The 23,695-nt window shown below is 64.2% G+C and carries 26 protein-coding genes; 5 read left to right on the top strand and 21 right to left on the bottom strand.

Annotated features, from left to right (window positions below; genetic code table 11):
* Positions 1 to 199 precede the first annotated feature (199 nt).
* From ilvC to J3U95_RS05865, 7 genes are all read right to left on the bottom strand, one after another.
* The gene (ilvC, locus tag J3U95_RS05895; protein WP_109347036.1) at positions 200 to 1,216 is read right to left on the bottom strand and encodes a ketol-acid reductoisomerase; all 1,017 of its coding nucleotides are present in this window, start codon (positions 1,214 to 1,216) and stop codon (positions 200 to 202) included.
* A gap of 101 nt (positions 1,217 to 1,317) precedes the next feature.
* On the bottom strand, positions 1,318 to 1,809 hold the full coding sequence (gene ilvN / locus J3U95_RS05890; RefSeq protein WP_005666354.1) for an acetolactate synthase small subunit: 492 nt from the start codon (positions 1,807 to 1,809) through the stop codon (positions 1,318 to 1,320).
* The gene (locus J3U95_RS05885; protein WP_208277718.1) at positions 1,809 to 3,536 is read right to left on the bottom strand and encodes an acetolactate synthase 3 catalytic subunit; all 1,728 of its coding nucleotides are present in this window, start codon (positions 3,534 to 3,536) and stop codon (positions 1,809 to 1,811) included. The genes ilvN and J3U95_RS05885 overlap by 1 nt, the downstream gene beginning before the upstream one ends.
* Before the next feature lie 456 nt (positions 3,537 to 3,992).
* Positions 3,993 to 4,853, bottom strand: coding sequence for an ABC transporter permease (locus J3U95_RS05880; RefSeq protein WP_208277717.1), 861 nt, complete (start codon positions 4,851 to 4,853; stop codon positions 3,993 to 3,995).
* The gene (locus J3U95_RS05875; RefSeq protein ID WP_208277716.1) at positions 4,853 to 5,704 is read right to left on the bottom strand and encodes an ABC transporter ATP-binding protein; all 852 of its coding nucleotides are present in this window, start codon (positions 5,702 to 5,704) and stop codon (positions 4,853 to 4,855) included. The genes J3U95_RS05880 and J3U95_RS05875 overlap by 1 nt, the downstream gene beginning before the upstream one ends.
* 1 nt (position 5,705) lies before the next feature.
* Positions 5,706 to 6,710, bottom strand: coding sequence for an ABC transporter substrate-binding protein (locus J3U95_RS05870; RefSeq protein ID WP_208277715.1), 1,005 nt, complete (start codon positions 6,708 to 6,710; stop codon positions 5,706 to 5,708).
* Between the two features lie 17 nt (positions 6,711 to 6,727).
* Positions 6,728 to 7,603 carry a TauD/TfdA dioxygenase family protein gene (locus J3U95_RS05865; RefSeq protein WP_208277714.1) on the bottom strand — a complete coding sequence of 292 codons (876 nt, stop codon included), beginning with the start codon at positions 7,601 to 7,603 and terminating at the stop codon, positions 6,728 to 6,730.
* A 218-nt stretch (positions 7,604 to 7,821) separates the two neighbouring features.
* Here J3U95_RS05865 and J3U95_RS05860 point away from each other — a divergent pair, with 218 nt between their 5' ends.
* From J3U95_RS05860 to J3U95_RS05840, 5 genes are all read left to right on the top strand, one after another.
* Positions 7,822 to 8,394: an RNA polymerase sigma factor gene (locus tag J3U95_RS05860; protein ID WP_109347029.1), complete on the top strand. Its 573-nt coding sequence runs from the start codon at positions 7,822 to 7,824 to the stop codon at positions 8,392 to 8,394.
* Complete coding sequence (locus J3U95_RS05855) at positions 8,391 to 8,807, top strand: DUF3619 family protein (RefSeq protein ID WP_208277713.1); 417 nt, start codon at positions 8,391 to 8,393, stop codon at positions 8,805 to 8,807. Before J3U95_RS05860 ends, J3U95_RS05855 begins: the two co-directional genes overlap by 4 nt.
* On the top strand, positions 8,804 to 9,649 hold the full coding sequence (locus J3U95_RS05850; protein ID WP_208277712.1) for a DUF3106 domain-containing protein: 846 nt from the start codon (positions 8,804 to 8,806) through the stop codon (positions 9,647 to 9,649). The genes J3U95_RS05855 and J3U95_RS05850 overlap by 4 nt, the downstream gene beginning before the upstream one ends.
* On the top strand, positions 9,636 to 10,184 hold the full coding sequence (locus tag J3U95_RS05845; protein WP_208277711.1) for an RDD family protein: 549 nt from the start codon (positions 9,636 to 9,638) through the stop codon (positions 10,182 to 10,184). The genes J3U95_RS05850 and J3U95_RS05845 overlap by 14 nt, the downstream gene beginning before the upstream one ends.
* Positions 10,185 to 10,275: 91 nt before the next feature.
* Positions 10,276 to 11,265: an SDR family oxidoreductase gene (locus J3U95_RS05840; protein WP_208277710.1), complete on the top strand. Its 990-nt coding sequence runs from the start codon at positions 10,276 to 10,278 to the stop codon at positions 11,263 to 11,265.
* Here the strand turns inward: J3U95_RS05840 and J3U95_RS05835 are convergent.
* From J3U95_RS05835 to J3U95_RS05770, 14 genes are all read right to left on the bottom strand, one after another.
* On the bottom strand, positions 11,259 to 12,896 hold the full coding sequence (locus J3U95_RS05835) for a choice-of-anchor I family protein (RefSeq protein ID WP_208277709.1): 1,638 nt from the start codon (positions 12,894 to 12,896) through the stop codon (positions 11,259 to 11,261). The genes J3U95_RS05840 and J3U95_RS05835 overlap by 7 nt on opposite strands.
* 67 nt (positions 12,897 to 12,963) lie before the next feature.
* Positions 12,964 to 13,470, bottom strand: a complete 507-nt coding sequence (locus tag J3U95_RS05830; protein ID WP_208277708.1) for a hypothetical protein — start codon at positions 13,468 to 13,470, stop codon at positions 12,964 to 12,966.
* 12 nt (positions 13,471 to 13,482) lie between these two features.
* Positions 13,483 to 14,169, bottom strand: coding sequence for an RNA pseudouridine synthase (locus tag J3U95_RS05825; RefSeq protein ID WP_208277707.1), 687 nt, complete (start codon positions 14,167 to 14,169; stop codon positions 13,483 to 13,485).
* A complete protein-coding gene (ltaE, locus tag J3U95_RS05820; RefSeq protein ID WP_208277706.1) occupies positions 14,166 to 15,200 on the bottom strand; it encodes a low-specificity L-threonine aldolase in 1,035 nt (344 codons plus the stop codon). Before ltaE ends, J3U95_RS05825 begins: the two co-directional genes overlap by 4 nt.
* A 4-nt stretch (positions 15,201 to 15,204) precedes the next feature.
* Positions 15,205 to 16,089 carry a class I SAM-dependent methyltransferase gene (locus J3U95_RS05815; RefSeq protein WP_208277705.1) on the bottom strand — a complete coding sequence of 295 codons (885 nt, stop codon included), beginning with the start codon at positions 16,087 to 16,089 and terminating at the stop codon, positions 15,205 to 15,207.
* Between the two features lie 7 nt (positions 16,090 to 16,096).
* Positions 16,097 to 16,438: an ISC system 2Fe-2S type ferredoxin gene (gene fdx / locus J3U95_RS05810; RefSeq protein WP_208277704.1), complete on the bottom strand. Its 342-nt coding sequence runs from the start codon at positions 16,436 to 16,438 to the stop codon at positions 16,097 to 16,099.
* A gap of 126 nt (positions 16,439 to 16,564) precedes the next feature.
* Positions 16,565 to 18,454, bottom strand: a complete 1,890-nt coding sequence (hscA, locus tag J3U95_RS05805; protein ID WP_208277703.1) for a Fe-S protein assembly chaperone HscA — start codon at positions 18,452 to 18,454, stop codon at positions 16,565 to 16,567.
* 74 nt (positions 18,455 to 18,528) lie between these two features.
* The gene (gene hscB, locus J3U95_RS05800) at positions 18,529 to 19,044 is read right to left on the bottom strand and encodes a Fe-S protein assembly co-chaperone HscB (RefSeq protein ID WP_208277702.1); all 516 of its coding nucleotides are present in this window, start codon (positions 19,042 to 19,044) and stop codon (positions 18,529 to 18,531) included.
* Positions 19,045 to 19,061: 17 nt separating this feature from the next.
* Positions 19,062 to 19,385 carry an iron-sulfur cluster assembly protein IscA gene (iscA, locus tag J3U95_RS05795; RefSeq protein WP_005666326.1) on the bottom strand — a complete coding sequence of 108 codons (324 nt, stop codon included), beginning with the start codon at positions 19,383 to 19,385 and terminating at the stop codon, positions 19,062 to 19,064.
* Between the two features lie 30 nt (positions 19,386 to 19,415).
* The gene (gene iscU / locus J3U95_RS05790) at positions 19,416 to 19,808 is read right to left on the bottom strand and encodes a Fe-S cluster assembly scaffold IscU (protein WP_005666324.1); all 393 of its coding nucleotides are present in this window, start codon (positions 19,806 to 19,808) and stop codon (positions 19,416 to 19,418) included.
* A 22-nt stretch (positions 19,809 to 19,830) separates the two neighbouring features.
* Positions 19,831 to 21,087 (bottom strand): IscS subfamily cysteine desulfurase, encoded by a 1,257-nt coding sequence (locus J3U95_RS05785; protein ID WP_208277701.1) that lies wholly within the window; start codon positions 21,085 to 21,087, stop codon positions 19,831 to 19,833.
* A gap of 19 nt (positions 21,088 to 21,106) precedes the next feature.
* On the bottom strand, positions 21,107 to 21,583 hold the full coding sequence (gene iscR, locus J3U95_RS05780) for a Fe-S cluster assembly transcriptional regulator IscR (RefSeq protein ID WP_208277700.1): 477 nt from the start codon (positions 21,581 to 21,583) through the stop codon (positions 21,107 to 21,109).
* 203 nt (positions 21,584 to 21,786) lie between these two features.
* Complete coding sequence (locus J3U95_RS05775) at positions 21,787 to 22,590, bottom strand: uracil-DNA glycosylase family protein (protein ID WP_208277699.1); 804 nt, start codon at positions 22,588 to 22,590, stop codon at positions 21,787 to 21,789.
* Positions 22,591 to 22,664: 74 nt separating this feature from the next.
* Entirely contained in the window at positions 22,665 to 23,414 is a 750-nt protein-coding gene (locus J3U95_RS05770; protein ID WP_208277698.1) for a PEP-CTERM sorting domain-containing protein, read from the bottom strand.
* Between the last annotated feature and the right edge of the window lie 281 nt (positions 23,415 to 23,695).

Raw genomic sequence — 23,695 nt, 5'->3', positions numbered from 1 at the left:
TACCAATCACAATGATTCCATCGTGATTTTGTAATGGACAGTTGCAAATGAGTAGGTTTACGGTCGAATTTGTAACAGCCGCGGCCAAAATAACAGCGGGGTCAGGTCTGATATTCAGACACGACCCCAGCCATGGAAACGCTTACAGTCGAGGCCGTGTCCGAATGTCAGACCTGACCCTCGCTTTGCTACAAAAACATCAATTCTTCGACTGATCCACCAGCTTGTTCTTGGCGATCCACGGCATCATGCCGCGCAGCTTGGCGCCGACTTCTTCGATCTGGTGCTCGGCGGTCAGGCGGCGGCGCGAGATCAGGGTCGGGGCGCCGGCCTTGTTTTCCAGGATGAAGCTCTTGGCGTATTCGCCGGTCTGGATGTCCTTCAGGCACTGGCGCATCGCTTCCTTGGTCTGCTCGGTCACGATGCGCGGGCCGGTCACGTACTCACCGTATTCCGCGTTGTTCGAGATCGAGTAGTTCATATTGGCGATGCCGCCTTCGTAGATCAGGTCGACGATCAGCTTCAGCTCGTGCAGGCACTCGAAATACGCCATCTCGGGCGCGTAGCCGGCTTCGGTCAGGGTCTCGAAGCCAGCCTTGATCAGCTCGACGGCGCCGCCGCACAGCACGGCCTGCTCGCCGAACAGGTCGGTCTCGGTCTCTTCGCGGAAGTTGGTCTCGATGATGCCGGCGCGGCCGCCGCCGTTGGCCATGGCGTACGACAGCGCGATGTCGCGCGCCGCGCCCGATTTGTCCTGGTAGACGGCGACCAGGTGCGGCACGCCGCCGCCTTGCGTGTAGGTGCCGCGCACGGTGTGGCCCGGGGCCTTCGGCGCAACCATGATCACGTCGAGGTCGGCGCGTGGGACGACCTGGCCGTAGTGGACGTTGAAACCGTGGGCGAAAGCCAGCACCGCGCCCTGCTTGGCGTTCGGGGCGACGTTCTTGTTGTAGACCTCGGCGATGTTTTCGTCCGGCAGCAGGATCATGATGACGTCGGCAGCCTTGACTGCCTCGTCGACCTCGGCGACCTTCAGGCCGGCCTGCTCGACCTTGTTCCACGATGCGCCGCCGCGGCGCAGGCCGACGGTGACGTTGACGCCCGATTCGGACAGGTTCTGGGCGTGGGCGTGGCCTTGCGAGCCGTAGCCGATGATGGCGACGTTCTTGCCTTTGATGAGGGAGAGGTCGCAGTCTTTGTCGTAGAAAACTTTCATTTGGATATCCTGTATTCGTTATGTAATGGGTATGCGGGCGTTACGCGTCGGCGGCAAAGCCGCCAACCCTACGTCCGTGATTCGTTCAGCGTTTTTTCTTGTCAGACTTTGAGGATGCGTTCGCCGCGCCCGATGCCCGAGCCGCCGGTGCGGACGGTCTCGAGGATGGAAGCCCGGTCGATCGAGTCGATGAAGGCGTCCAGCTTCGACTTGGCGCCGGTGAGCTCGATCGTGTAGGTCTTTTCGGTGACATCGATGATGCGGCCGCGGAAGATGTCGGCGGTGCGCTTCATCTCTTCGCGCTCCTTGCCGACCGCGCGCACCTTGATCAGCATGAGCTCGCGCTCGATGTGCTGGCCTTCGGTCAGGTCGACCACCTTCACCACCTCGATCAGGCGGTTCAGGTGCTTGGTGATCTGCTCGATGATGTCGTCCGAACCGGAGGTGACGATCGTCATGCGCGACAGGGTCGCGTCTTCGGTCGGGGCCACGGTCAGCGTTTCGATGTTGTAGCCGCGCGCCGAGAACAGGCCGACCACGCGCGACAGCGCACCGGCTTCGTTCTCCAGGAGGACTGAGATAATGTGGCGCATCACAGGTCCTCCGAGCCGAGCAGCATTTCGTTCAGGCCGCGGCCCGCCTTGACCATCGGCCAGACGTTCTCGCTCTGGTCGGTGATGAAGTTCATGAAGACCAGGCGGTCCTTCATGGCGAACGCTTCGCGCAGCGAACCCTCGACGTCGCCCGGCTTCTCGATGCGCATGCCGACGTGGCCATAGGCCTCGGCCAGCTTCTCGAAATCGGGCAGCGAATCCATGTACGACTCGGAATAGCGCGAACCGTAGTCGATCTGCTGCCACTGGCGCACCATGCCCAGGAAACGGTTGTTGAGCAGGATGATTTTCGGCGTCAAATGGTATTGCTTGCAGGTGGCAAGCTCCTGGATGCACATCTGGATCGAACCTTCGCCGGTGACGCAAGCCACCGTCGCATCCGGATTGGCCATCTGCACGCCCATCGCGTACGGCAGGCCGACGCCCATCGTTCCCAGGCCACCGGAATTGATCCAGCGGCGCGGCTTGTCGAACTGATAGTACTGCGCGGCCCACATCTGGTGCTGACCCACGTCCGAGGTGATGAAGGCGTCGCCATTGGTCACGCGGTGCAGCTGCTCGATGACGGCCTGCGGCTTGATGACGATGTCCGAGCTTGGATACTTGAGGCAGTCGCGGCCGCGCCATTCGGCGATCTGTTTCCACCAGCCCTGCAGCGCATTGGTATTGGTCTGTACGCTGCCGGCGTCGAGCTGCGACAGCAGTTCGACCAGCACGTCCTTGACGTTGCCGACGATCGGGATGTCGACCCGCACCCGCTTCGAGATCGACGAAGGGTCGATGTCGATGTGGATGATCTTGCGCGGATTCGAGGCGAAGTGCTTGGGATTGCCGATCACGCGGTCGTCGAAGCGGGAGCCGATGGCGATCAGGACGTCGCAGTGCTGCATCGCCATGTTCGCTTCATAGGTGCCGTGCATGCCCGGCATGCCGACGAAGTGCGGATCGGAAGAGCGCGATCCGCCCAGGCCCATCAGCGTATTCGTGATCGGGAAACCGGTTTTCTCGACCAGGCGGTTCAGCTCGTCCGAGGCATTGGCCAGGATCACGCCGCCGCCCGCATAGATCATCGGACGCTCGGCGTTCTGCAGCAGCTGGACCGCCTTGCGGATCTGGCCGGCGTGGCCCTTGTCGACCGGACGGTACGAGCGCATTTCGATCTCGCGCGGGTACTCGAACAGGCATTTATTGACCGTGATGTCCTTCGGAATATCGACCAGCACGGGGCCGGGACGGCCGGTGCGGGCGATGAAGAACGCCTTCTTGATGGTCGAGGCCAGCTCGCGCACGTCCTTGACCAGGAAGTTGTGTTTCACCACAGGACGGGTGATGCCGACGGTATCGCATTCCTGGAAGGCATCCTGGCCGATCGCGTGGCTCGGCACCTGGCCCGAGATCACGACCATCGGGATCGAATCCATGTACGCGGTGGACAGGCCGGTGACGGCATTGGTGACGCCGGGGCCGGAGGTGACCAGGGCGACGCCCACGGTGTTCGAGCTGCGCGAATAGGCGTCGGCGGCGTGCACCGCGGCCTGTTCGTGGCGAACGAGGACGTGCTGGAATTTATCCTGGTTGAAGATGGCGTCGTAGATATAGAGGACCGCGCCGCCCGGGTAACCGAAGACGTGCTTGACGCCCTCTTCTGCCAGACAACGGACCACTATCTCAGCGCCCGTGATCGGGACTGCTGAATCGTTACTCATGTACATTCCTTTCAAAACCCAATGGGAGATTGATCGGATGCCCGTTCCTAACGATATGCGTCTTTGCGCGACAACCCTCAGGCTTGACTACTTTCTGCGTGCACGTCGATGTTTCGGACACCGTAGGATCCTTACGCACCGGCGCTGGGCGCAACTCGTTGAGCGTGAGTGTTTGTAGCGGTCTTACGCATCTCTCGCGCTTGTGGCGCGGGTCGGAGCAAACTGCCTACAAATGAAAGCGTGTCACAACCGGACTGGGCCTTGTGTGCCGAATCCGGATGACGTAAAAGCCTTGGGGATGCAAAGCGTGAGGGACACCTTACCGCGCCGCACCATTTTGGTCAAGAAGGAAAGATAAAAATCGCTTCATTCCCAAAAGTGGTGCAACAAATTTGGCCGACAAAGCCAAAAGTGCGCAAATTTTGCGTGGGGTGGGCGGGTTACCCGCCCACGCGTTCACCGCTGCATGCCCCACCTTCGCACTGTAACGCGCTCCAATGCCTGGAACACGAAGTGCTCGATCGCCAGCCCGATGAGGATAACAGTTGCCAACCCCGCAAACACTTTATCGGTGAACAGCTCATTGCGGCTCTGGAAGATATACCACCCCAGCCCGCCCTGCCCCGAGGTGCTGCCAAACACCAGCTCGGCCGCGATCAGGGTACGCCAGGCAAATGCCCAGCCGATTTTCAGGCCTGACAGGATCGAAGGCAGCGCCGCCGGAATCAGGATCTGCAACACCATGCGCAATCCGCCGAGGCCATAGTTTCGCCCTGCCATGCGTAAGGTCTCCGGCACGGCGCGGAATCCCGCGCTCGCATTCAGGGTCAGCGGCCACACCACCGAGTGCACCAGCACCATCAACAGGCTGCCCTTGCCCAGCCCGAACCAGAGCAGCGCCAGCGGGAGCAGTGCGATCGCCGGCAGCGGATTGAACATCGAGGTCAGGGTATCGATCAGCTCGCGTCCGAAGCGGTTCGACACCGCCAGCCAGGTCAGCAGGAAAGACCCGAATACGCCCAGCAAGAAGCCCTGGCTCAGGATCGCCAGCGATACCGATACATAGCCGATCAGCTCGCCCGACAGCATGCCGTCCACGAAGGCGCGGCCGGTCTGCAGCGCCCCCGGCAGCAGCAGGTCGTTGTCGAACCAGCGCGCCAACACTTCCCACACGACGGCAAGCGCCAGCAGGATCGCGGGTTTTCTCAGCCAGCCAAAGCGTTCCAGCGAGATCGATGCCGCGGCGGGGACAGCCACGGCCGGCCGCAATGGCAGAACGTACTCTGGACGGATCGGCGGTTCGCGCAGGGTCGTCATCAGTGCGCCTCCGCCATGCGGTCTTCATCCTGGCGCACAGCCGGTGCGGTATCGCCATCGAACAGCAAGCCATGAATGCGCTGGGTCGCAGCCTGGAATTCCTGGCTGCCGGCGCTTTGCAAGCTGAACTGGTGGCTATTGAGCTCGGCCCGCACCCGGCCCGGATGGGGCGACAGCAACAGGATGCGGTTGCCCACCACCAGCGCTTCCTCGATCGAGTGGGTCACGAACAGCATGGTGAAGCCGATCTCGTCCCACAGCGCCTGCAATTCTTCCTGCATGCTGCGCCGGGTCAACGCATCAAGCGCGGCGAACGGCTCGTCCATCAACAGCACGGACGGCTGCATCGCCAGCGCGCGGGCAATGGCCACCCGCGCCTTCATGCCGCCGGACAAGGTGTGCGGATAGGCATCGGCAAAGCGGGCCAGCCCGACCTTGCCCAGCCAGTGGCGAGCTCGCCGGTCGGCCTCGCCCCGCGCTACGCCACCCGCCAGCATCGGGAACATCACGTTCTGCCGCACCGTCTTCCACGGCGGCAGCTGGTCGAACTCCTGGAACACGACGATGCGGTCCGGTCCCGGCCCCGTGATCGGCTTGCCGGACAGGCTGAGGCTGCCGGCGCGCGGCGCGATGAAGCCGCCGATCGCTTTCAACAAGGTCGACTTGCCGCAGCCGGACGGTCCCAGCAGCACGAAGCGGTCGCCGCGATGGACGTCGAAGCTGACGTCGTCCGTGGCCCGCACGATGCCGCGCTCGCCGGCGTACTCGAGCGTGACGTGCTCGGCGCGCAGCAGTGGCTCTGCCGTTGCAACTTTTTGGACCAGGTTCAGCGGTATGACGGGGGTAATCATCTCAGCTCCCGTTGGCGATGACCGGATGCTCGAAGAAGTAATCCTTCCACGAGGCCGGCTTGTTCTTGATGGCGCCGACCTGGTGCAGGAATTGCGCCAGGCCCAGCGTATTCTGCGGCGCGACCCGGAACTGCGTCTTCGGATCCTTGATCACTTTCAGCAGCAGCGCGCGGTCGATATTGCCCTTGTTGACGCGCAGGTAGGCATCGGCCGCGCCTTCCGGATTGGTCGCGATGTACTCGGCCGCCTCGGCCAGCGCATCGAGGAAGGCGCGGTAGGTCTTGGGATTTTGCTTCACGTATTTTTCGGTGGCATACAGCACCGTCGCCGAGGCCGGCCCTCCCAGCACTTGGTAGGAATCGAGCACGATTCTCGCATTCGGGTTACCGGCAAGTTCTTGCTCCTGGAATGGCGGCCCGCCGAAGTGGGCGTTCAGTTCGGTCTTGCCGGCGATCAGGGCCGCGGCCGCGTCCGGGTGCGGAACGGTCTGGGTGATCGGGTCGAGTTTCTTGAATTGGGCATTGCCCCACTGTTTGGCGGCCGCCATCTGCAGGATGCGGGCCTGCACCGACACCGTCACCGCCGGCAAGGCGATGCGGTCTTTCGGGCCGAAGTCGGCAATGGTCTTGACCGCCGGATTGGTGCTGACCAGGTAATAGGGGAAGCTGCCCAGCGAGGCCACGCCGCGCACGTTCTGGCGCCCCCTGGTGCGGTCCCAGATCGTCATCAGGGGGCCGACGCCGGCGCCGGCGATATCGATCGAGCCCGACAGCAGCGCATCGTTGATCACCGCGCCGCCGGACAGCTTGACCCAGCCGACGTCGACGTCGACGCCCTGCTTCTTGCCATGCTTTTCGATGAGTTTCTGGTCTTGCGCCACGTTCAGCAGCAGGTAGACCACGCCGAACTGCTCGGCGATGCGGATCCGACCTTCGGCCTGGGCCAGTGATGGCACTGCCAAGGCCAGCGCCGCGCTGACGGCAAGGAACTTCTTGTGGAGTTTCATGGATTTCCCAGTTTAAGTCAGAACGGAACGTCGCCTTCGATGGTCGTGCGGTACAGCTTGCGGCGCAGGTGATCCGGACAGCCGGCCGCCAGGTGCATCAGCGAGCGGTTGTCCCAGAACACCATGTCGTGGGGCCGCCACTGATGGCGATAGACATGTTGCGGGCGTGTGCCGTAGTCGAACAGCGCGTCGAGCAGCTCACGGCTGCGCTGTTCCGGCACGCCAAGGATGCGGGTCGTGAAATGTTCGCTGACGAACAGGGCCTTGCGGCCGGTCTCGGGATGGGTACGCACCACCGGGTGATCGACCGGTTTGACTTCGTCGATCTGGGCCTGGCTGAGCTTCGGGCGGAACGGATTTTTCCGGCGCAGTTCGTCGTACTTGGCCAGATACCAGTGTTCGGCCCGCAAGCCCTCTACTTCGCGCTTCAGCTCGTCAGGCAAGGCTTGCCAGGCCGTGTGCTGGTTCGCGAACAGGGTATCGCCGCCCTCCGGCGGCAACTCTTGCGCATGCAACATCGAGCCCAGGCTCGGCGTTTCCTTGTACGACAGGTCGGAATGCCAGAAATGGCCGGCATCGCCCAGGCCGATCGGCTCGCCGTTCTCGCGGATGTTCGAGACGATCAGCACCTCGGGATGGCCCGTCAGCTGGAAATTGCGCAGCACGTGGATCTGCAACTGGCCGAACCGGCGGCTGAACTCTACCTGCTGGGCAGGCGTGATGTGCTGGTCGCGGAACACCAGCACGTGGTGGTCGAGGTGGGCGCGGTGCAGGCGCTCGAAATCCTGCACACCGAGCGGACGCGACAGGTCGAGGCCGACGACTTCGGCGCCCAGCGGAGCGCCGATGATGGGGTGAATAGCAAATGCTTGGCGGGGAATATCGAGCGGCATGATGGCGGAGGCTGTATGGTCGTGTTGACAGCCTAATCACGCTCCAATAGACGAACAACGAATGATTTCGCGTATCTTCATGCAGTTTTTAACCGTTATGCAAATGGCATTACCGCCTTCTTCCACTGTGAGATGTCGGTGCAGGCCAGGACGTTTTTTGCTAGGATGCGAAGGTTTTCCTTAAAGCACGAGTAAGACGAGCGCTTCCTTGAACCCGCATGGCCACAGATAAAGAACTCAACGACTTCCTCGAGAATGTCGAACGGCGTGCGTTCAAGCAGGCGGTGTATGCGGTGCGCAAGGACGAGTCGGCGCTGGACATCGTCCAGGACGCCATGATCAAGCTGGCCGAAAAATATGGCGACAAACCAGCCGCCGAGCTGCCGATGCTGTTCCAGCGCATCCTGCAGACGACCATTCTCGATTACTTCCGCCGTGAGAAGGTGCGCAACACCTGGGTCAGCCTGTTTTCCGGCTTCAGCCGCCGTGAGGGAGATGACGATGACGACTTTGATATACTTGCCTCATACGAGGCCGAAGAAGGTTCGGCCGCCGCAGAGTCGAGCGCGGACCAGATTGAGCGCGAACAAACCTTGCGCTTGATCGAAGAAGAAGTACAAAAGCTCCCAACGCGTCAACGGGAAGCCTTCCTCATGCGTTACTGGCAGGATATGGACGTGGCCGAAACGGCCGAAGCAATGGGATGCTCCGAAGGCAGCGTCAAGACACATTGCTCCCGTGCCACCCACGCCCTCGCCGCAGCGCTCAAGGCCAAGGGAATCACTTTATGAATACCGACGACATCAACCTGGCGTACAAAATCCGCCATGCACTGGACGAACAGCTCGACACCCTGCCGGCATCGACCACGGACCGGCTGGCCGCCGCGCGCGCCGCCGCGCTCGCGCGCAAGAAGGCGGACGCGCCGGTCGAGTATTTCAAACCGGCCCCTTCCGGCTGGCGCGAGATGCTGGCCGGCTTCGGCAATATCGTGAGCGGCCCGGCCATGTCGCGCCTGGCCGTCGCGGTGCCGATCCTGGCCCTGGTGATCGGCATGGGCGGTGTCTACCAGCACGAACAGCAACAGCAGATCGCCGAGCTGGCCGACATCGACGCAGCCGTGCTGTCCGATGAACTGCCGCTCAACGCGTACCTCGACCCGGGCTTTTCCGCTTACCTGGAGTCGCAGCAGCGCCGGCAATGACGAAGAACGACGCTTCACAGTCTCGCGCATCGGAGCCCGGCGCCTCGAAATCACGGTTCCCCGTCCTGAAAACGGTGGCCGGGGTCCTGGTAGCGGGCGTAATCGCCTGGGTCATCGTCGACCGTTTCGACACCCCGTCCGTCCTGCCGTCGGTGGCCGATGCCGTCGATGGCGAACGCGCGTCGCCCAAAAGCTTCGACAAGCCCCTGTGGAACGATCTGAGCAGCGCCCAGCAAGTGGCGCTGGCGCCGCTGGAACCCGAGTGGAACCAGATGGAAGGACCGCGCAAGCGCAAGTGGATCGAGATGTCGGCCCGCTTCGCCTCGATGCCCGCGTTCGAGCAGCAGCGCGTGCACGAGCGCATGCGCCAGTGGATGAAGCTCACCCCCGAACAGCGCGAACTCGCGCGCGAGAACTACAGCCGCACCAGTCGCCTGGCCCAGGGCGGCGACAAGGCGGCCAACTGGGAAAACTACAAGCAGCTGTCGGACGACCAGAAACGCAAGCTGGCCAACAGCCCGGCTGCGGCGCGCAACAAGAGCATCCCGGTGGCGCTGCCTGAAGCGCCGATGCTGGTCACGCCGACGCCCTGCCCACCGAATACCACCCGCCGCGGCGCCGAATGCATCCTGATCGGCACGGATACCGTGGTCCCGACCGCGACCGCCAGCGTACCGCCGGCAACGCCGCCGGGCAGCGCCGTTCCCGGCCCTGCTCCTGCCCCCGCCTCCCCTGTGACGCCGGGGCCGGCGGCCAGCTCCCCTGCCGCCGATGCCGGCGGCGCGATCGCCGCACCCAGCGGCCAGCAGGCACCCGCGCAGGCCGCCAATGCAAGCAACTGAGTCGCTTGCCGATCCGGGCGCGGCCAGTCCGGCGCACGCCCCGTCCTACCCGACGCCGACCGTCAAACGCCGCGCGACGGTGATGGTCTATGAATTCTTCCTGCTGTTCGCCGTCGAGATGCTGGCGGTGCTGGTCTACCTGCTCCTCACCGGCAACCGCCAGGAACCGCTGTTCCAGCATGGGCTGAAGCTGTGGCTGTTCCTGGTGACGGGCCTGTATTTCACCTGGTGCTGGCGCGACAGCGGCCACACGCTGGCCATGAAGACCTGGCGCATCAAGGTGGTCCAGGCCGGGCACGCGCGCCTGCCATGGCGCACGGCCATCGTGCGCTATCTTGCCGCCTGGTGCTGGTTCGCGCCGGCTCTGATCGTGTGCGCCGCGGCCGGGCTGCATGCCAAGACCGAGATCAGCATTGCGCTGGCGGTCGGCATCGTCGCCTGGGCGCTCACCGCCTTCCTCGACAAGGATCGTCAGTTCCTGCACGACCGCCTGGCCGGCACCCGCCTGGTCCAGCTGCCCAAGATCAAGCGCTAGGACATCCCTAGCTTGCCGCGCGGAATTCGAACGCGGCGGCATTTAAAATCGCGGAATAATCGGCCTTTTCACTGTGAATGAAAGGTCAACGATGAAGCGATCGAATCTCCGTGTGGTCATCATGGGCGCCTCGAGCGGCATCGGCGCCGCGACCGCCATCGCCTTTGCCCGCGAGGGCGCCGACCTGGTGCTCGGCGCGCGCGGCAAGGAAGGCCTCGACGATGTCGCCCGCCGCTGCTTCCAGGCCGGCGGCCGGGCCGAAACGGTGGTGGTCGACGCGACCGACGCCAAGGCGGTGGCAGCTTTCGCGCGCGAGGCGCGAAGCATCCTGGGGACAATCGACCTATGGTTCAGCAACGTCGGCGCCGGCGTGGTCGGCAAGTACCACGACGTGCCCATGGCCGACCACCGCCAGGTGATCGAAACGAACCTGCTCACCCACATGAACGACGCGCACGCGGTGCTGCCGATCTTCCTGGAGCAGGACCACGGCACCTGGGTCAATATGATCTCGTCCGGCGGCTACGTCGCCACGCCCTACGCCGCGGCCTACGCGGCCAGCAAGTTCGGCCTGCGCGGCTTTTCCAAGGCACTGCGGGCGGAGGTAGGCAAGCGGCGCCACATCCACGTCTGCGACGTGTACCCTACTTTCGTGGATTCGCCCGGCTTCAGCCACGCGGCCAACTATACCGGCGCCCATCTCTCGTATCCGCCGGGCGCGCTGGCGCCGGAAACCGTGGCCGATGCCGTCGTCAAGCTGGCGCGCCGTCCGCGCGACACGACCGTGATCGGGGCGCCCGCCGCCGCCATGAAGGCCACCCAGCTGGCGCCGAATCTGGTCGCGGCCGGGATGAATCGCTTCATGGATGCTTGGGCTAAGCGGGCCGAGCGCACGCACGACACGCGCGGTGCGCTGTACGAAGCGCCGCATGGCGCCAGTGGCCTGCATGCCGACCCGAGCCGCCTCAATCAACGGAGGCCGCAGCCCAGCCAGCCGGCCAGCAAGGCGCTGGTGGCCGGTGCGGCGGTGGTCGCCGCCGCGATCGGCATGCAGCTGCTGCGTAAGCGCGCGGATCAGTAAGTCAGGTTGATCTGCATGATGGCGGTGGTGCCGCTGACTTCGTTACCGACGATCAGCAGCGGCTTGCCGTTCGGCGACTTGTGAGCCGGGATCAGGGTCAGGCCTTCCGGACCCAGGTCGCCCTTGTCGCCGTCGCGGGTGTTCAGGTAGGTGACGAAGGAGGCCTGGGCCGGCTTGCTCACGTCGTACACCATCACGCCGCCGACGCGCTCCAGGCCGATGAAGGCGTAGTGCTTGTTGCCGAACTTGCCGACCACCGCGCCTTCCGGTTCCGGTCCCTTCGACGCGCTGCGGTCTTCCAGGTCGTTATTGTCGTTGCTGGCGTTGAACTTGACGTTCGGCAGCGCCTTGGTGCGCTGCTCGAATTCGTCGCCCGAATCGTAGACACGCTTGATGTCGGTATCCCAGATCGAGAACGAACGGCCGCCGAAGGTGTACAGTTCATTGCACTGGCCGGCCGCGTTCTTGCCGTCCTTGCCGCCATTCGGCGTGGTGGTGATGCGCAGGCGGCCCAGGTTCGAATCGAAGATCTGGTTCGTTGCGTCCGGGAAGACGGCCGGATCCAGGCCTGCCGTGCAGTGCGCACGCACGCGGCTCTCTTCGTTGAAGCCCGGCCAGTCGGCGCGCGCGTCGCCCTCGTTGGCGGTGATCAGATAATGCTTGCCGTCCACCGAATAGCTGGCGATGGCGTCCGGCAGGTACATGCCTTTCACCGGCTGCGGACCGATCTTGATGGCCGGCGAACCGCTATTGGTATTGGTGCCGCCGTCCTCGTCCGACGCATCCAGCCCCATGCCAGCAATGCTGTGGTCCTTGAAGCCGAGCGGCTTGACCGCGGTGACCTTGGCCGTCGCGACGTCGACGATGGCGATCGCGTTGTTTTCCTGCAGGGTCACGTACGCGGTGCGGCCGTCGTCGGTGACGGTGATGTATTCCGGCTCGAAGTCCTGGGCCGCGCTGGCGTTCGGTCCAAAGATGCGGATGCCCTGCGCGCGCAGCGCGGCTTCCTGGCCGTTGAAGGCGCGGAAGTCGGCGGTGGCGACCGAGGGCGTGCCGCCGCGGTTGACGGTGATGATGCTGACCGAGCCTTCCGGATCGGTCGTGCCAGCCACGCCGTAGCCGCTCGGCTCACCCTCGTTCGCGACCAGCACCTTGCTGCCGTCCGGCGTGAAGGTCAGCATGTCGGGCAGCGCGCCGACCTTGACGCTATTGACCAGCTTGAGGTCGGCCGCATTGTAGAAGGCGACGGTGCCCGGCTGGGTCTTGGGATTGGATTCGATCGCCAGCGCCACCAGGCCGTCGTGCACGGCGACGCTGTTGACCGCCTTGCCCAGGCTCGACACGTTGATGGTGCCGATCAGTTTCGGCGTGCTTGGAGCCGCCAGGTCGAGCACGTCGACCGTGCCGTTGGCGCCGTTGACGACGAACAGGCGGCGGCTGCCCGCATCATAGGCCGTGATCTCGGCCGCGCCGACCGCCCCGCCGTCGTAGCCGCCGATCTTCTGCAGCGCGAGCATGGTCGGGGTCGGATCGTCGTCGTCGCCACCGCAGGCCGCGAGCACGCAGGCCAGCGCGATCGCGCTCATCATGGGAAGGTAACGGGAAGGCTTGGCGGGACGGCGCAGGAACATGGTTGTCGATTTTCCAAGGATGAAAAATCGACAGCATATGGGCGCGAGATGACAGCAGTGTGACTTCTCAAGCCCGTTCGACGGCGCGCTGCATCAGCTTGCGCGACCAGGGCAGCAGCTGGAACAGGATGCCGCAGGCCAGCGCCGGCAGGATGAAGAGCTCGATCACCATATAGGCGCGGATGATCTTCCATGGATCCGGGTTGTTCGGGTCCATCCCGCCCAGCAGGTCGCCGTAGGAATGGCGCGCGATGTAGAGCGTGGCGGCGGTCATCGCCAGCCCGCACAGCAGCGCCGCGCCCGCCCCCAGCAGCACGCGCCGCGGCGTGGTCTGCAGGCGCCGGCGCAGCGGCTCCAGCTTGACGGCCAGCGCCACCAGCATGCCGTGGACCAGGCCGAGCGCGCCCGCGATCAGGGCGCCGAACAGCAGCGCCGCCAGGTAGAACGACGGCATGAGCTCGATGCGGCCCTTGGTGAACAGGGTGGCCAGGGTGAATTCGATCACCGGGATCACGGGCCCCAGCAACAGGAAAAACAGGACGCTGGTCGCGACCAGGCGGAACGAACTTGGCATATCAGGAAGAACTCAGAAGCGCTCGACGTCGCGCAGGTAACGCCAGCCGCCCGGCGGCAGGCTGCCCATGGAAATGCGGCCGATGCGCAGGCGGCGCAGCGCGGTCACCTTCAGGCCGACGTCGCCGCACAGGCGTTCGATCTGGCCGCGCTGGATGTTCTTGCCGGCGACGCGCAGGCGCGCCTCGCTTTGCCAGCTGGCGCGGAACATGCGGCCCAGCTTATCGAGGCCGCCCTCGGCGATCTTTCCGTCCACCTCGGCCACGTATTCATACTCGTTGCGCGGCGCATCCTCGACGAGTTTGCGCATCACGCGCCAGTCCTGGCTGAACACGACCAGGCCAGATGCCATCGTCTCGAGCGGCGTCGCCAGCGCCAGCTTGAAGAGGTGCCGGCGCAGGAAAGGCTTGCCGAAACCATTGTCCAGCACTTGCGTGTCGGCGCCGATCCCGGCCAGCAACGCGTCCTGCGGGACGCCGGCCGGCTTGTGCAGCAGGATGGTGACCGGTTCCGGCTCGACCGGGGTCGCGCCCGGCAGCAGGACGACGGCCTGCGTCGGCGTCACGCGCGAGGCGGGATCTTCAGCCACCGCGCCATCGACACTGACCCAGCCGCCGGCGATGTAACGTTCAGCCTCGGCGCGCGAGCACCCCGCCACTTCGGCGACGCGCTTGGCCAGGCGAATTCCTTCGTCCGTCATACGCGCCAATCCGCGAAGAAGGCCGTGAACACCTCGACCGTGCGCTTGACGTCGGCGTTCGAGATGTCGAGGTGGGTCACCAGGCGCATTTTCGGGCCGACGGTAGCGCGGATGCCGGCGCGCTCGAGCGCCTGGCGCAGCGGCGCGCAGGCGGCTGCCGGCACCTCCATCCAGAAGATGTTCGTTTGGGGCATGCCGACCTTCAGCTGTTCGATTTTCGCCAGGCCCTGCGCCAGTTCGGCCGCGTTGTCGTGGTCATTGGCGAGCAGCGCGACGTTGTGCTCGAGCGCATAGTGGGCCGCGGCGGCGATCACGCCGGCCTGGCGCATGCCGCCGCCCAGCATCTTGCGCCAGCGCTTGCCCTGCTCGATGAAGGACTTCGGTCCCAGCAGGACCGAACCGACCGGCGCGCCGAGGCCCTTGGACAGGCACACTGACACGGTATCGAAACCTTTGACTGCGTCAACCAGGCTGATGCCCTGCTTGACGGCCGCGTTGCAGATGCGCGCGCCATCGAGGTGGGTCGCCAGGCCTTTATCGTGGGCGAGCGTGGTCGCCGCCGCGATGTATTCCTGGCTCAGCACGCGGCCACCGATGGTGTTTTCGAGCGCCAGCAGACGGGTGCGCGCGAAGTGCATATCGTCCGGCTTGATATAAGCCTCGATGTCGGAAAGTAAAATGCTGCCGTCCGGCTGGTTCGCGATCGGCTGCGGCTGGATGCTGCCCAGCACCGCGGCGCCACCGCCTTCGTACTTGTAGGTGTGCGCTTCCTGGCCGACCAGGTATTCGTCGCCGCGACCGCAGTGGGTCATCAGGGCGATCAGGTTCGTCTGGGTGCCGCTCGGGGCGAACATGCCCGCTTCGAAGCCGAACAGCTCGGCCGCATAGTCCTGCAGGCGGTTGACGGTCGGGTCGTCGCCGTAGACGTCGTCGCCGACCGGGGCCGCCACCATGGTGGCGCGCATCGCGGCGCTCGGCTGGGTGACGGTGTCGCTGCGCAGGTCGATCCAGCGCTGTTGGTCTTGGCTCATCTTCTTATTCCGTGGTCTCGGCTTGCGGGGTATAAAAACGGCTCTTCATTTCTTCAAGGCCGACCTCGTGCAGCACTTCATTCAGGCGTTCGCTCGGCCGGCGGCGCGGCAGGTTTTTATAGGTTGCGACGATCAGTTCGTTCTTCATCGAGTGTTCCCAGCCCACCAGTTCGGTGACCGTGACCTGGTAGCCGTGGGCCTCGAGCTGCAGGCAGCGCAGCACATTGGTGATCTGGCTGCCGAACTCGCGCGTGTGGATCGGATGGCGCCAGATCTCGGTCAGCGCGCTGCGCTTGATGTCCTTGCCCTTGTTCTTGCGCAGCACGGACGCGACTTCGGCCTGGCAGCACGGCACCAGCACCATGTGTTTCGCCTTCTTCTTGAGGGCGAAATCGATGGCGTCGTCGGTGGCGGTGTTACAGGCGTGCAGCGCGGTGACGATGTCGATCGTCTCGGGCAGCTTGCTCGATGTGGTCGACTCGGCGACCGACAGCGGCAGGAACGACATCCCATTGAAACCCAGGCGCGCGGCCAGCTCGGTCGATTTGCTGACCAGCTCTTCGCGGGTCTCGATGCCGTAGATGTGGGAGCCTTCGCCCTCGGCCTTGACGAACAGGTCGTACAGGATGAAGCCGAGGTAGGACTTGCCGGCGCCGTGGTCGACCAGCGAGACGCTGCCTTTTTCGCTCTTGACGTCGCGCAGCAGCGGCTCGATGAAGTTGTACAGGTGGTAGACCTGCTTGAGCTTGCGGCGGCTGTCCTGGTTCAACTTGCCGTCGCGGGTCAGGATGTGCAGCTCCTTGAGCAGCTCGATCGACTGGCCGGGACGGACCTCCGGCGGCAGCTCCTGTGGTGCCGGGGATTTCCGGGCTTGCTCAAGACGCTTCATGGACGGCTCAGTGATTCTTTTCGGCGGCGTGGTTGATCGTGTATTTCGGGATCTCGACCACCAGGTCTTCTTCCGCGACGATCGCCTGGCACGACAGGCGCGAATTCGGCTCCAGGCCCCAGGCCTTGTCGAGCATGTCTTCTTCCTTCTCTTCCTGCTCGTTCAGCGATTCGAAGCCTTCGCGCACGATCACGTGGCAGGTGGTGCAGGCGCAGACGCGATCGCAGGCGTGCTCGATCTCGATGTCGTTGTCGAGCAGGACGTCGCAGACCGACTTGCCGCTTGGCGCTTCGAGCACGGCGCCGTCTGGGCAGAACACCGGGTGTGGGAGGATGACGATTTGTGGCACTTGGGTTACCTCGGTTTGTATGTTGTGTGTGGTGCGCTACTGCTTATTCTATGCCGCGTCAGTCGCTACGTCGTTACCTCCACTGGAGGTAATGACATGCGGGCGGTGCGGGCCGAGTTCGACGAATCAAACCTCGTCCAGCGACTTGCCCGCCAGCGCCTTGCGCACGCTCTTGTCCATGCGGCGGGCGGCGAATTCTTCGGTGCCCTTGGCCAGCGCCTGCACCGCGGTGTGCAGAGCGTCCTGGCGCTGGCCCGGTGCGGTCGACGCGTCGTTCGACGCCGTCACCGCATCGCGCACCGCCTGCAGCTGCTGGCCAATCGCGGCCTGCTCTTCCGCCGCCAGCAGTTCGATATCGGCATCCAGCGCCGACTGCGTCGCCAGCAGGATGCGCTCGGCCTCGACCTGCTCTTCGCGCAGTGCGCGCATCTGCATGTCGCTAGACGCCGAGCTATACGACTCCTGCAGCATGCGCGCCACGTCGTCGTCGCCCAGGCCATAGGATGGCTTGACCGTGATCGAGGCTTCCACGCCCGAACGCATCTCGCGCGCGGCCACCGACAGCAAGCCGTCGGCGTCCACCTGATAGGTGACGCGGATGCGCGCGGCGCCGGCCGCCATTGGCGGAATGCCGCGCAGCTCGAAGCGCGCCAGCGAACGGCAGTCCGACACCAGCTCGCGCTCGCCCTGCACCACGTGCACCGCCAGCGCGGTCTGGCCATCCTTGAAGGTCGTGAATTCCTGGGCGCGCGCGACAGGGATCGTCGAATTGCGCGGGATGATCTTCTCGACCAGGCCGCCCATCGTCTCGATGCCCAGCGACAGCGGGGTCACGTCCAGCAGCAGCCAGTCGTCACCCTCGGCGCGGTTGCCGGCCAGCAGATTGGCCTGGATCGCGGCGCCCAACGCCACCACGCGGTCCGGGTCGATATTGGCGTGCGGGATGGTCTGGAAGAATTCCGAGACGGCGCGGCGCACGTGCGGCATGCGCGTTGCGCCGCCGACCATCACCACGCCGTCGACGTCTTCGACACTGACGTTCGCGTCGCGCATCGCCTTGCGGATCGCGTTCATGGTCTTGCCGACCAGGTGCTTGGTGATCTCGGAGAACACCGCTGCGGTGACCGTCACCTGCACGATCTCGCCCGACTTCAGGATCGCCTCGACCATCGTTTCCTCATTGGTCGACAGCAGTTCCTTGGCCTGGCGCGCCTTGACCATCAGGGTCGCGGTGTCCTGTTCGGACAGTGGCGCCAGCTTGGCCTGCTCGGTGATCCAGCAGAACAGGCGATGATCGAAATCGTCGCCGCCCAGGGCCGAATCGCCACCGGTCGACAGCACCTCGAACACGCCTTTCGAGAGCTTGAGGATCGAGATATCGAAGGTGCCGCCGCCAAGGTCGTAGACGGCGTAGACGCCCTCTTTGCCATGGTCGAGGCCATAGGCGATGGCGGCGGCGGTCGGCTCGGACAGCAGGCGCAGCACGTTCAGGCCGGCCAGCTGGGCCGCGTCCTTGGTGGCCTGGCGCTGGGCGTCGTCGAAGTAGGCCGGCACGGTGATCACGGCGCCGACTAGGTCGTCGCCCAGCGAATCCTCGGCGCGCTGGCGCAGGGTGGCCAGGATCTGGGCCGACACCTCGACCGGGCTTTTCACGCCGGCGACGGTGTTCAGCTGGACCATGCCCTCGCCTTCGACGAAGTCGTAAGGCAGGTTCTCGGCGTGGGCGATGTCCTTGAGGCCGCGGCCCATGAAGCGTTTGACCGAGACGATCGTGTTCTTCGGGTCGGTCGTCTGGTGGACGCGCGCCTTGTGGCCGATGTTGGCGTGGCCGTTCGGCAGGTAGCGCACGATCGACGGCAGCAGCGAACGGCCCTCCTCGTCGCTCAGCACTTCGGGGCTGCCGCTACGGACGGTGGCGACGAGCGAGTTGGTGGTGCCCAGGTCGATGCCCACGGCCAGGCGATGCTGGTGCGGGGCGGTGGACATGCCGGGTTCGGCGATTTGGAGGAGTGCCATAGTCGTGATACCAATATTGTTTTTCTGCGCCGGGAGCCGAACGGTGGACCGTCCGACCAGCGATCCGCAGCGGATCAGGCGTCGATCGCCTCGAAGGCGTACTGCACTTCGTCGCCGAATTTATCGAGGAACATCAGGCCGCGCACGCCTTGCGCGGCGCCGCTGAAGTCGCCCGCGTCCAGCTGGCTCGCAACGGCGGCCAGCATGTTCTTGCGCTCGGTGCGCAGCTGCGCTTCCAGGCGGTCGAGCGCGATGGCGTCCTTGGCCGCGCGCGCGTCCTCGAGCTCCTCGCGCCATTCCATCTGCTGCATCAGGAAGCTTGGGGGCATGGCCGTGTTCGACTCGGTTTGCAGGTCGACGCCGTTCAGTTCGCACAGGTATTGCGCGCGCTTCTGCGGGTTGCGCAGGGTTTGATAGGCCTCGTTGGCGCGGGTCGCCCACTGCATCGCGACGCGCTTTTCGGCGTCGGTGGCGTTGACGAAGCGATCCGGGTGGACGCGGCCCTGGACTTCGCGGTACGCGCTATCGAGGGCATCCTGGTCGACCTCGAAACGGGCCGGCAGCTGGAACAGGTCGAAGTGATTCTGCATCGGCGTGGGTTATCGGCTTAGATACGGAAGCTCTCGCCGCAGCCGCAGTTGTCCTTGACGTTCGGGTTGTTGAAGCGGAAGCCTTCATTGAGCCCTTCGCGGGCGAAATCGAGCTCGGTGCCGTCGATGTAGGCCAGGCTTTTCGGGTCGACGAAGACCTTGACGCCGTGCGACTCGAACACCGCGTCTTCGGCGGCGCTCTCGTCGACGTACTCGAGCTTGTAGGCCAGGCCGGAGCAGCCGGTGGTGCGCACACCGAAGCGCAAGCCGATGCCCTTGCCCCGGCGTTCGAGGTAACGGTTGACGTGTTTCGCGGCTTTTTCGGTCAGGGTGATTGCCATGTGCTTCTCCAGCTCTGTTCTACTAAAAAATTACGCTGCTGCCTTCTCGTGCTTTGCCTTGTAGTCGGCGACGGCGGCCTTGATCGCGTCTTCGGCCAGGATCGAGCAGTGAATCTTGACCGGAGGCAGGGCCAGTTCTTCGGCGATCTGCGTGTTCTTGATCGCCAGCGCTTCGTCGAGGCTCTTGCCCTTCACCCATTCGGTGATCAGCGAGCTCGATGCGATGGCCGAACCGCAGCCATAGGTCTTGAACTTCGCGTCTTCTATCAGGCCCTGGTCGTTGACCTTGATCTGCAGTTTCATGACGTCGCCGCAGGCCGGCGCGCCGACCATGCCGGTGCCGACTGCATCGTCGCCCTTGTCGAAGGCGCCGACGTTGCGCGGGTTTTCGTAGTGGTCGAGTACTTTGTCCGAATATGCCATGGTGATGCTCCTTAATCTTGATTTAGTGGGCTGCCCATTGGATCGAGTTGAGGTCGATCCCTTCCTTGAACATGTCCCACAGCGGCGACAGTTCGCGCAATTTGCCAACCTTCGCTTTCAGCAGGTTGACGGCGAAGTCGATCTCTTCCTCGGTCGTGAAGCGGCCGATGGTGAAGCGGATCGAGCTGTGCGCCAGTTCGTCGCTGCGGCCCAGGGCGCGCAGCACGTACGATGGTTCCAGGCTGGCCGAGGTGCAGGCCGAACCGGACGACACGGCGATGTCCTTGACCGCCATAATCAGCGACTCGCCTTCGACATAGTTGAACGAGACGTTCAGGTTGTGCGGCACGCGGTGGTCCATGTCGCCGTTGATATAGACTTCTTCGATCTCGAGCAGGCCCTTGGCCAGGCGGTCGCGCAGCGCGCGGATACGCACCAGCTCACCTTCCATCTCTTCTTTCGCCAGGCGGAACGCTTCGCCCATGCCCACCAGCTGGTGGGTCGGCAGGGTGCCCGAGCGCAGGCCGCGCTCGTGGCCGCCGCCGTGCATCTGCGCTTCCAGGCGCACGCGCGGCTTGCGGCGCACGTACAGGGCGCCGACGCCTTTCGGGCCGTAGACCTTGTGCGCGGTGAAGGTCATCAGGTCGACCTTCGATTTGTCGAGGTCGATGACCACCTTGCCGACGGCTTGCGCGGCGTCGCAGTGGAAGATGATGCCTTTCGAGCGGCACAGCGCGGCCAGCTCTTCGATCGGCTGGACCACGCCGATCTCGTTATTGACCAGCATGACCGAGACCAGGATGGTGTCCGGACGCAGCGCGGCTTCCAGCTGCGCGACGGTGATCAGGCCGTTGTCTTGCGGCTCGAGGTAGGTGGCGTCGAAGCCGACGCGCTCGAGTTCGCGCACGGTGTCGAGCACCGACTTGTGCTCGGTCTTGACCGTGATGATGTGCTTGCCCTTGGTCTTGTAGAACTGGGCCGCACCCTTGAGCGCCAGGTTGTTGCTCTCGGTCGCGCCCGAAGTCCAGATGATCTCGCGCGGATCGGCGCCGACCATGTTCGCCACGTTCTGGCGCGCCTCTTCGACCGCGGCTTCCGCGCTCCAGCCATAGGCGTGGCTGCGCGAGGCCGGGTTGCCGAACTGCTCGCGCAGGAACGGGATCATGGCGTCCGCCACGCGTGGATCGACCGGCGTGGTGGCCGAGTAGTCCAGGTAGATCGGGAAATGGGGCGCAGTCGCGAAGCTCTGCTCGGTTTTCTTGTCCAAAGGCGCGTTCATCAATTCACTCCAGTAAGCTTCAGTTTGTTCCGATGGCGGCGGGGGCGCCACGGTGCACGTGCACGACGTTCTGTTCTTTTTGCCGCTGCTGGTCGACCAGGTCTTGCAGCGATACCGAATCGAGGTAGTCGACCATTTTTTCGTTCAGCGTGGTCCACAATTCGTGGGTCATGCAGCGGGCGCCATCGGTATGGGCGCCATGGCAATTCTCTTTGCCACCGCACTGGGTCGCATCCAGCGGCTCGTCGACGGCGATGATGATGTCGGCCACCGTCACCTTGCCCGCCGGACGGGCCAGGCTGTAGCCGCCACCCGGGCCGCGGATCGATTCGACGATCTCGTGGCGGCGCAGCTTGCCGAACAGCTGCTCCAGGTAGGACAGCGAAATGGCCTGGCGCTGGCTGATGCCCGACAGCGTGACCGGACCATTGCCTTGACGCATGGCAAGATCGATCATCGCGGTAACAGCAAAACGGCCTTTGGTGGTCAGACGCATTACAACCCCGGTTAATGTTAAAATATTCCTCTTGTCCAACTATCTCGTCCTGCCGCCGACTTCTCTCGCGGGACCGGGCTAAAAACCCGATTAGTTGAACGATTTAGTCAAGTATAGCAAATCGCGGACATCTTGTCTCGAAGGCCCTCAAAATGGGCCTCCCGCCCTCTCTCCCTTTCGTTTGAACGCCGCAACGCCGGCCGTTATCGCTTGCGCAACAGTTCCATCGGGCCAAACAGCTGTTGCATCCCGGCATGCCCGATGAAGCTCAGATTGTAGGGATGCTCGGCCAGCGCCTGCGGGAAGGCGGCCGTCTCGGGCAGCTTTTTCAGCTGCTCGGCGATCTTGCCCCACAGGACCAGGGTCGGCGGTTGCGGCCGTTCGGCCAGCGCCGCCAGCACCGTCTGCAGGAACGGTAGCCAGGCGCGCGCATCGATCGCCGGCGCGACGTGCTTGCGGAACACCAGCGCCGCATTCAGCAGCAGGAAGCCGTGGCTGGTGAGGTTGTCCTGCAGTTCGGCCAGGGTCTGGATCGAGCCGTCGCCACGCGCCGCCAGCGCGATCGGCGCCAGCGCGGCGCTGCCGGTCGCGTCAGGCTGCAACTGGCCGCTCGCCACCAGCAGCATCTTCATGAAGTTGCGCAGCGAGGTCGCGCGGTTGACCGGCTTCGACAGGCCGCTCTCGCACCACAACTCGCCTACCGCGCCATCCATGAAGCAGACGCCGGTGGCGCTGGCCGCGCGCGGGTATGGGCCCTCGCCCACCAGGACGTAGCGCACCTTGTCCAGCGGCTGGGCGAAGGCGGCGAACAGGCGATGCTCGGTGGGCAGGTAGTCGTCGACGGCGAGCGCCGGCAGGTAGCCGGGATTGGCGCGGGCGACGGCCTCGAGGCCGGCTTCGAGGATGGGGCGCCAGGAGGCGTCGGCCAGGTCGAGGGTTTGCAGGATCGGGGTGGGAAGCGAGGCGGAAACGCGCGCGGAAGGCGCATGGGCGGCGGTAGAGTTCATGGCGTACCGGTAAAAAGACGAGGCCGGATTGTATCCCGCCCCGTCGATCCGGCTCGCCAGCCTGTGGCCCTCGGTCAGGCCATCGGTGTATGACGCGAGCGGCGGCGCGCCATCCAGCCCAGCATGCCGAGACCGCCAAACATCAGGGCGACGCTCGACGGTTCCGGCACCTCGGCCACCCCGGCGCTGACCGAGATATTGTCGATCGCGATGTCGAAGTCGGTGAAGCCGTAGAACCAGCCGGGAACGAGGGTGGAGAAGACCAGTTCGTCCACGCTGGACAGCACGTCGGCGAAGGTGCGGCCGGGCGGGAGACCCGGACCCTGGGCGTCATCCGTCGTGCCGTATCCGCCCCAGCCGGCCGGCAGGGCCGCCATGGCGGTATCTTCGATCGTCACCGACAGGTGCTGCCAGCCGAGCGTGGCGTCGATGACGCCCAGGTCGAACCAGACGCTGGTATAAGGCATGCCTTCCGGCGTATTGTCGTAGTCACGCAATTCGACGACCAGGTTGCGCGACACCTGCTGGCCGACATAGCTGATCGAATTGGCGATGATGTCCAGGCCGATGGTCACGCTGCCGAGCTTCGAATAATCCCCCACGTAATTCTCGCTGCGGTTACTGAAACCGATGCCGAAGTTTTCCATCACCGTGTGCAGGGCGGGAGCGCCATTGCCCAGGGAGGTGTCGATCCATGACCCGCCCACGCCATTGGCGGGCTGCGACCCTTCCCATCCCTGGGCGCCGTTGGAAAAGTCGACGAACGACGAGGCCGGTGCGGCCTTGACGACGGTCGCCGCCAGAGAAAGCGCCAACACAAACATTAATTTATGCAAGGTCATGATCTTCCCTTATGAATATTTAAAAAAAGGCGAATATCCACCCCTTCCAGCCAAAACCGGAATCGATTTAAAACGCGCTGAAATACATGCAGGGGAAATGGATGAGTGATTCTAGGGCTGCCCTATTTCTCGGTCTACGGGGCTTTGTTGCATAAATCAATTGAGCGCGTAGTACCCCAAACCCCAGACGGATTTACGGCATGGTCACCGCTACGGTCGTGGGCGTGCCCAAGCGCGTGAAGCGATTGAGGATGGCGGCACGG

The sequence above is a fragment of the Massilia oculi genome (assembly GCF_017582745.1).
Classification (GTDB): Bacteria; Pseudomonadota; Gammaproteobacteria; order Burkholderiales; family Burkholderiaceae_D; genus Telluria; species Telluria oculi_A.
This window is presented reverse-complemented; position numbering and strand designations above follow the sequence as displayed.

Bases quoted from the DNA above. Each gene is read 5' to 3' on its own strand.
- ltaE (WP_208277706.1), bottom strand. From the start codon at position 15,200: ATGAGCCAAGACCAACAGCGCTGGATCGACCTGCGCAGCGACACCGTC.
- J3U95_RS05835 (WP_208277709.1), bottom strand. From the start codon at position 12,896: ATGTTCCTGCGCCGTCCCGCCAAGCCTTCCCGTTACCTTCCCATGATG.
- J3U95_RS05870 (WP_208277715.1), bottom strand. From the start codon at position 6,710: ATGAAACTCCACAAGAAGTTCCTTGCCGTCAGCGCGGCGCTGGCCTTG.
- J3U95_RS05785 (WP_208277701.1), bottom strand. From the start codon at position 21,087: ATGAACGCGCCTTTGGACAAGAAAACCGAGCAGAGCTTCGCGACTGCG.
- J3U95_RS05830 (WP_208277708.1), bottom strand. From the start codon at position 13,470: ATGCCAAGTTCGTTCCGCCTGGTCGCGACCAGCGTCCTGTTTTTCCTG.
- J3U95_RS05845 (WP_208277711.1), top strand. From the start codon at position 9,636: ATGCAAGCAACTGAGTCGCTTGCCGATCCGGGCGCGGCCAGTCCGGCG.
- J3U95_RS05815 (WP_208277705.1), bottom strand. From the start codon at position 16,089: ATGAAGCGTCTTGAGCAAGCCCGGAAATCCCCGGCACCACAGGAGCTG.
- J3U95_RS05860 (WP_109347029.1), top strand. From the start codon at position 7,822: ATGGCCACAGATAAAGAACTCAACGACTTCCTCGAGAATGTCGAACGG.
- J3U95_RS05880 (WP_208277717.1), bottom strand. From the start codon at position 4,853: ATGACGACCCTGCGCGAACCGCCGATCCGTCCAGAGTACGTTCTGCCA.
- J3U95_RS05770 (WP_208277698.1), bottom strand. From the start codon at position 23,414: ATGTTTGTGTTGGCGCTTTCTCTGGCGGCGACCGTCGTCAAGGCCGCA.
- hscB (WP_208277702.1), bottom strand. From the start codon at position 19,044: ATGCAGAATCACTTCGACCTGTTCCAGCTGCCGGCCCGTTTCGAGGTC.
- J3U95_RS05875 (WP_208277716.1), bottom strand. From the start codon at position 5,704: ATGATTACCCCCGTCATACCGCTGAACCTGGTCCAAAAAGTTGCAACG.
- J3U95_RS05840 (WP_208277710.1), top strand. From the start codon at position 10,276: ATGAAGCGATCGAATCTCCGTGTGGTCATCATGGGCGCCTCGAGCGGC.
- ilvC (WP_109347036.1), bottom strand. From the start codon at position 1,216: ATGAAAGTTTTCTACGACAAAGACTGCGACCTCTCCCTCATCAAAGGC.
- iscU (WP_005666324.1), bottom strand. From the start codon at position 19,808: ATGGCATATTCGGACAAAGTACTCGACCACTACGAAAACCCGCGCAAC.
- J3U95_RS05825 (WP_208277707.1), bottom strand. From the start codon at position 14,169: ATGACGGACGAAGGAATTCGCCTGGCCAAGCGCGTCGCCGAAGTGGCG.
- J3U95_RS05850 (WP_208277712.1), top strand. From the start codon at position 8,804: ATGACGAAGAACGACGCTTCACAGTCTCGCGCATCGGAGCCCGGCGCC.
- J3U95_RS05885 (WP_208277718.1), bottom strand. From the start codon at position 3,536: ATGAGTAACGATTCAGCAGTCCCGATCACGGGCGCTGAGATAGTGGTC.
- J3U95_RS05855 (WP_208277713.1), top strand. From the start codon at position 8,391: ATGAATACCGACGACATCAACCTGGCGTACAAAATCCGCCATGCACTG.
- ilvN (WP_005666354.1), bottom strand. From the start codon at position 1,809: ATGCGCCACATTATCTCAGTCCTCCTGGAGAACGAAGCCGGTGCGCTG.
- hscA (WP_208277703.1), bottom strand. From the start codon at position 18,454: ATGGCACTCCTCCAAATCGCCGAACCCGGCATGTCCACCGCCCCGCAC.
- iscA (WP_005666326.1), bottom strand. From the start codon at position 19,385: ATGGCAATCACCCTGACCGAAAAAGCCGCGAAACACGTCAACCGTTAC.
- J3U95_RS05865 (WP_208277714.1), bottom strand. From the start codon at position 7,603: ATGCCGCTCGATATTCCCCGCCAAGCATTTGCTATTCACCCCATCATC.
- iscR (WP_208277700.1), bottom strand. From the start codon at position 21,583: ATGCGTCTGACCACCAAAGGCCGTTTTGCTGTTACCGCGATGATCGAT.
- J3U95_RS05775 (WP_208277699.1), bottom strand. From the start codon at position 22,590: ATGAACTCTACCGCCGCCCATGCGCCTTCCGCGCGCGTTTCCGCCTCG.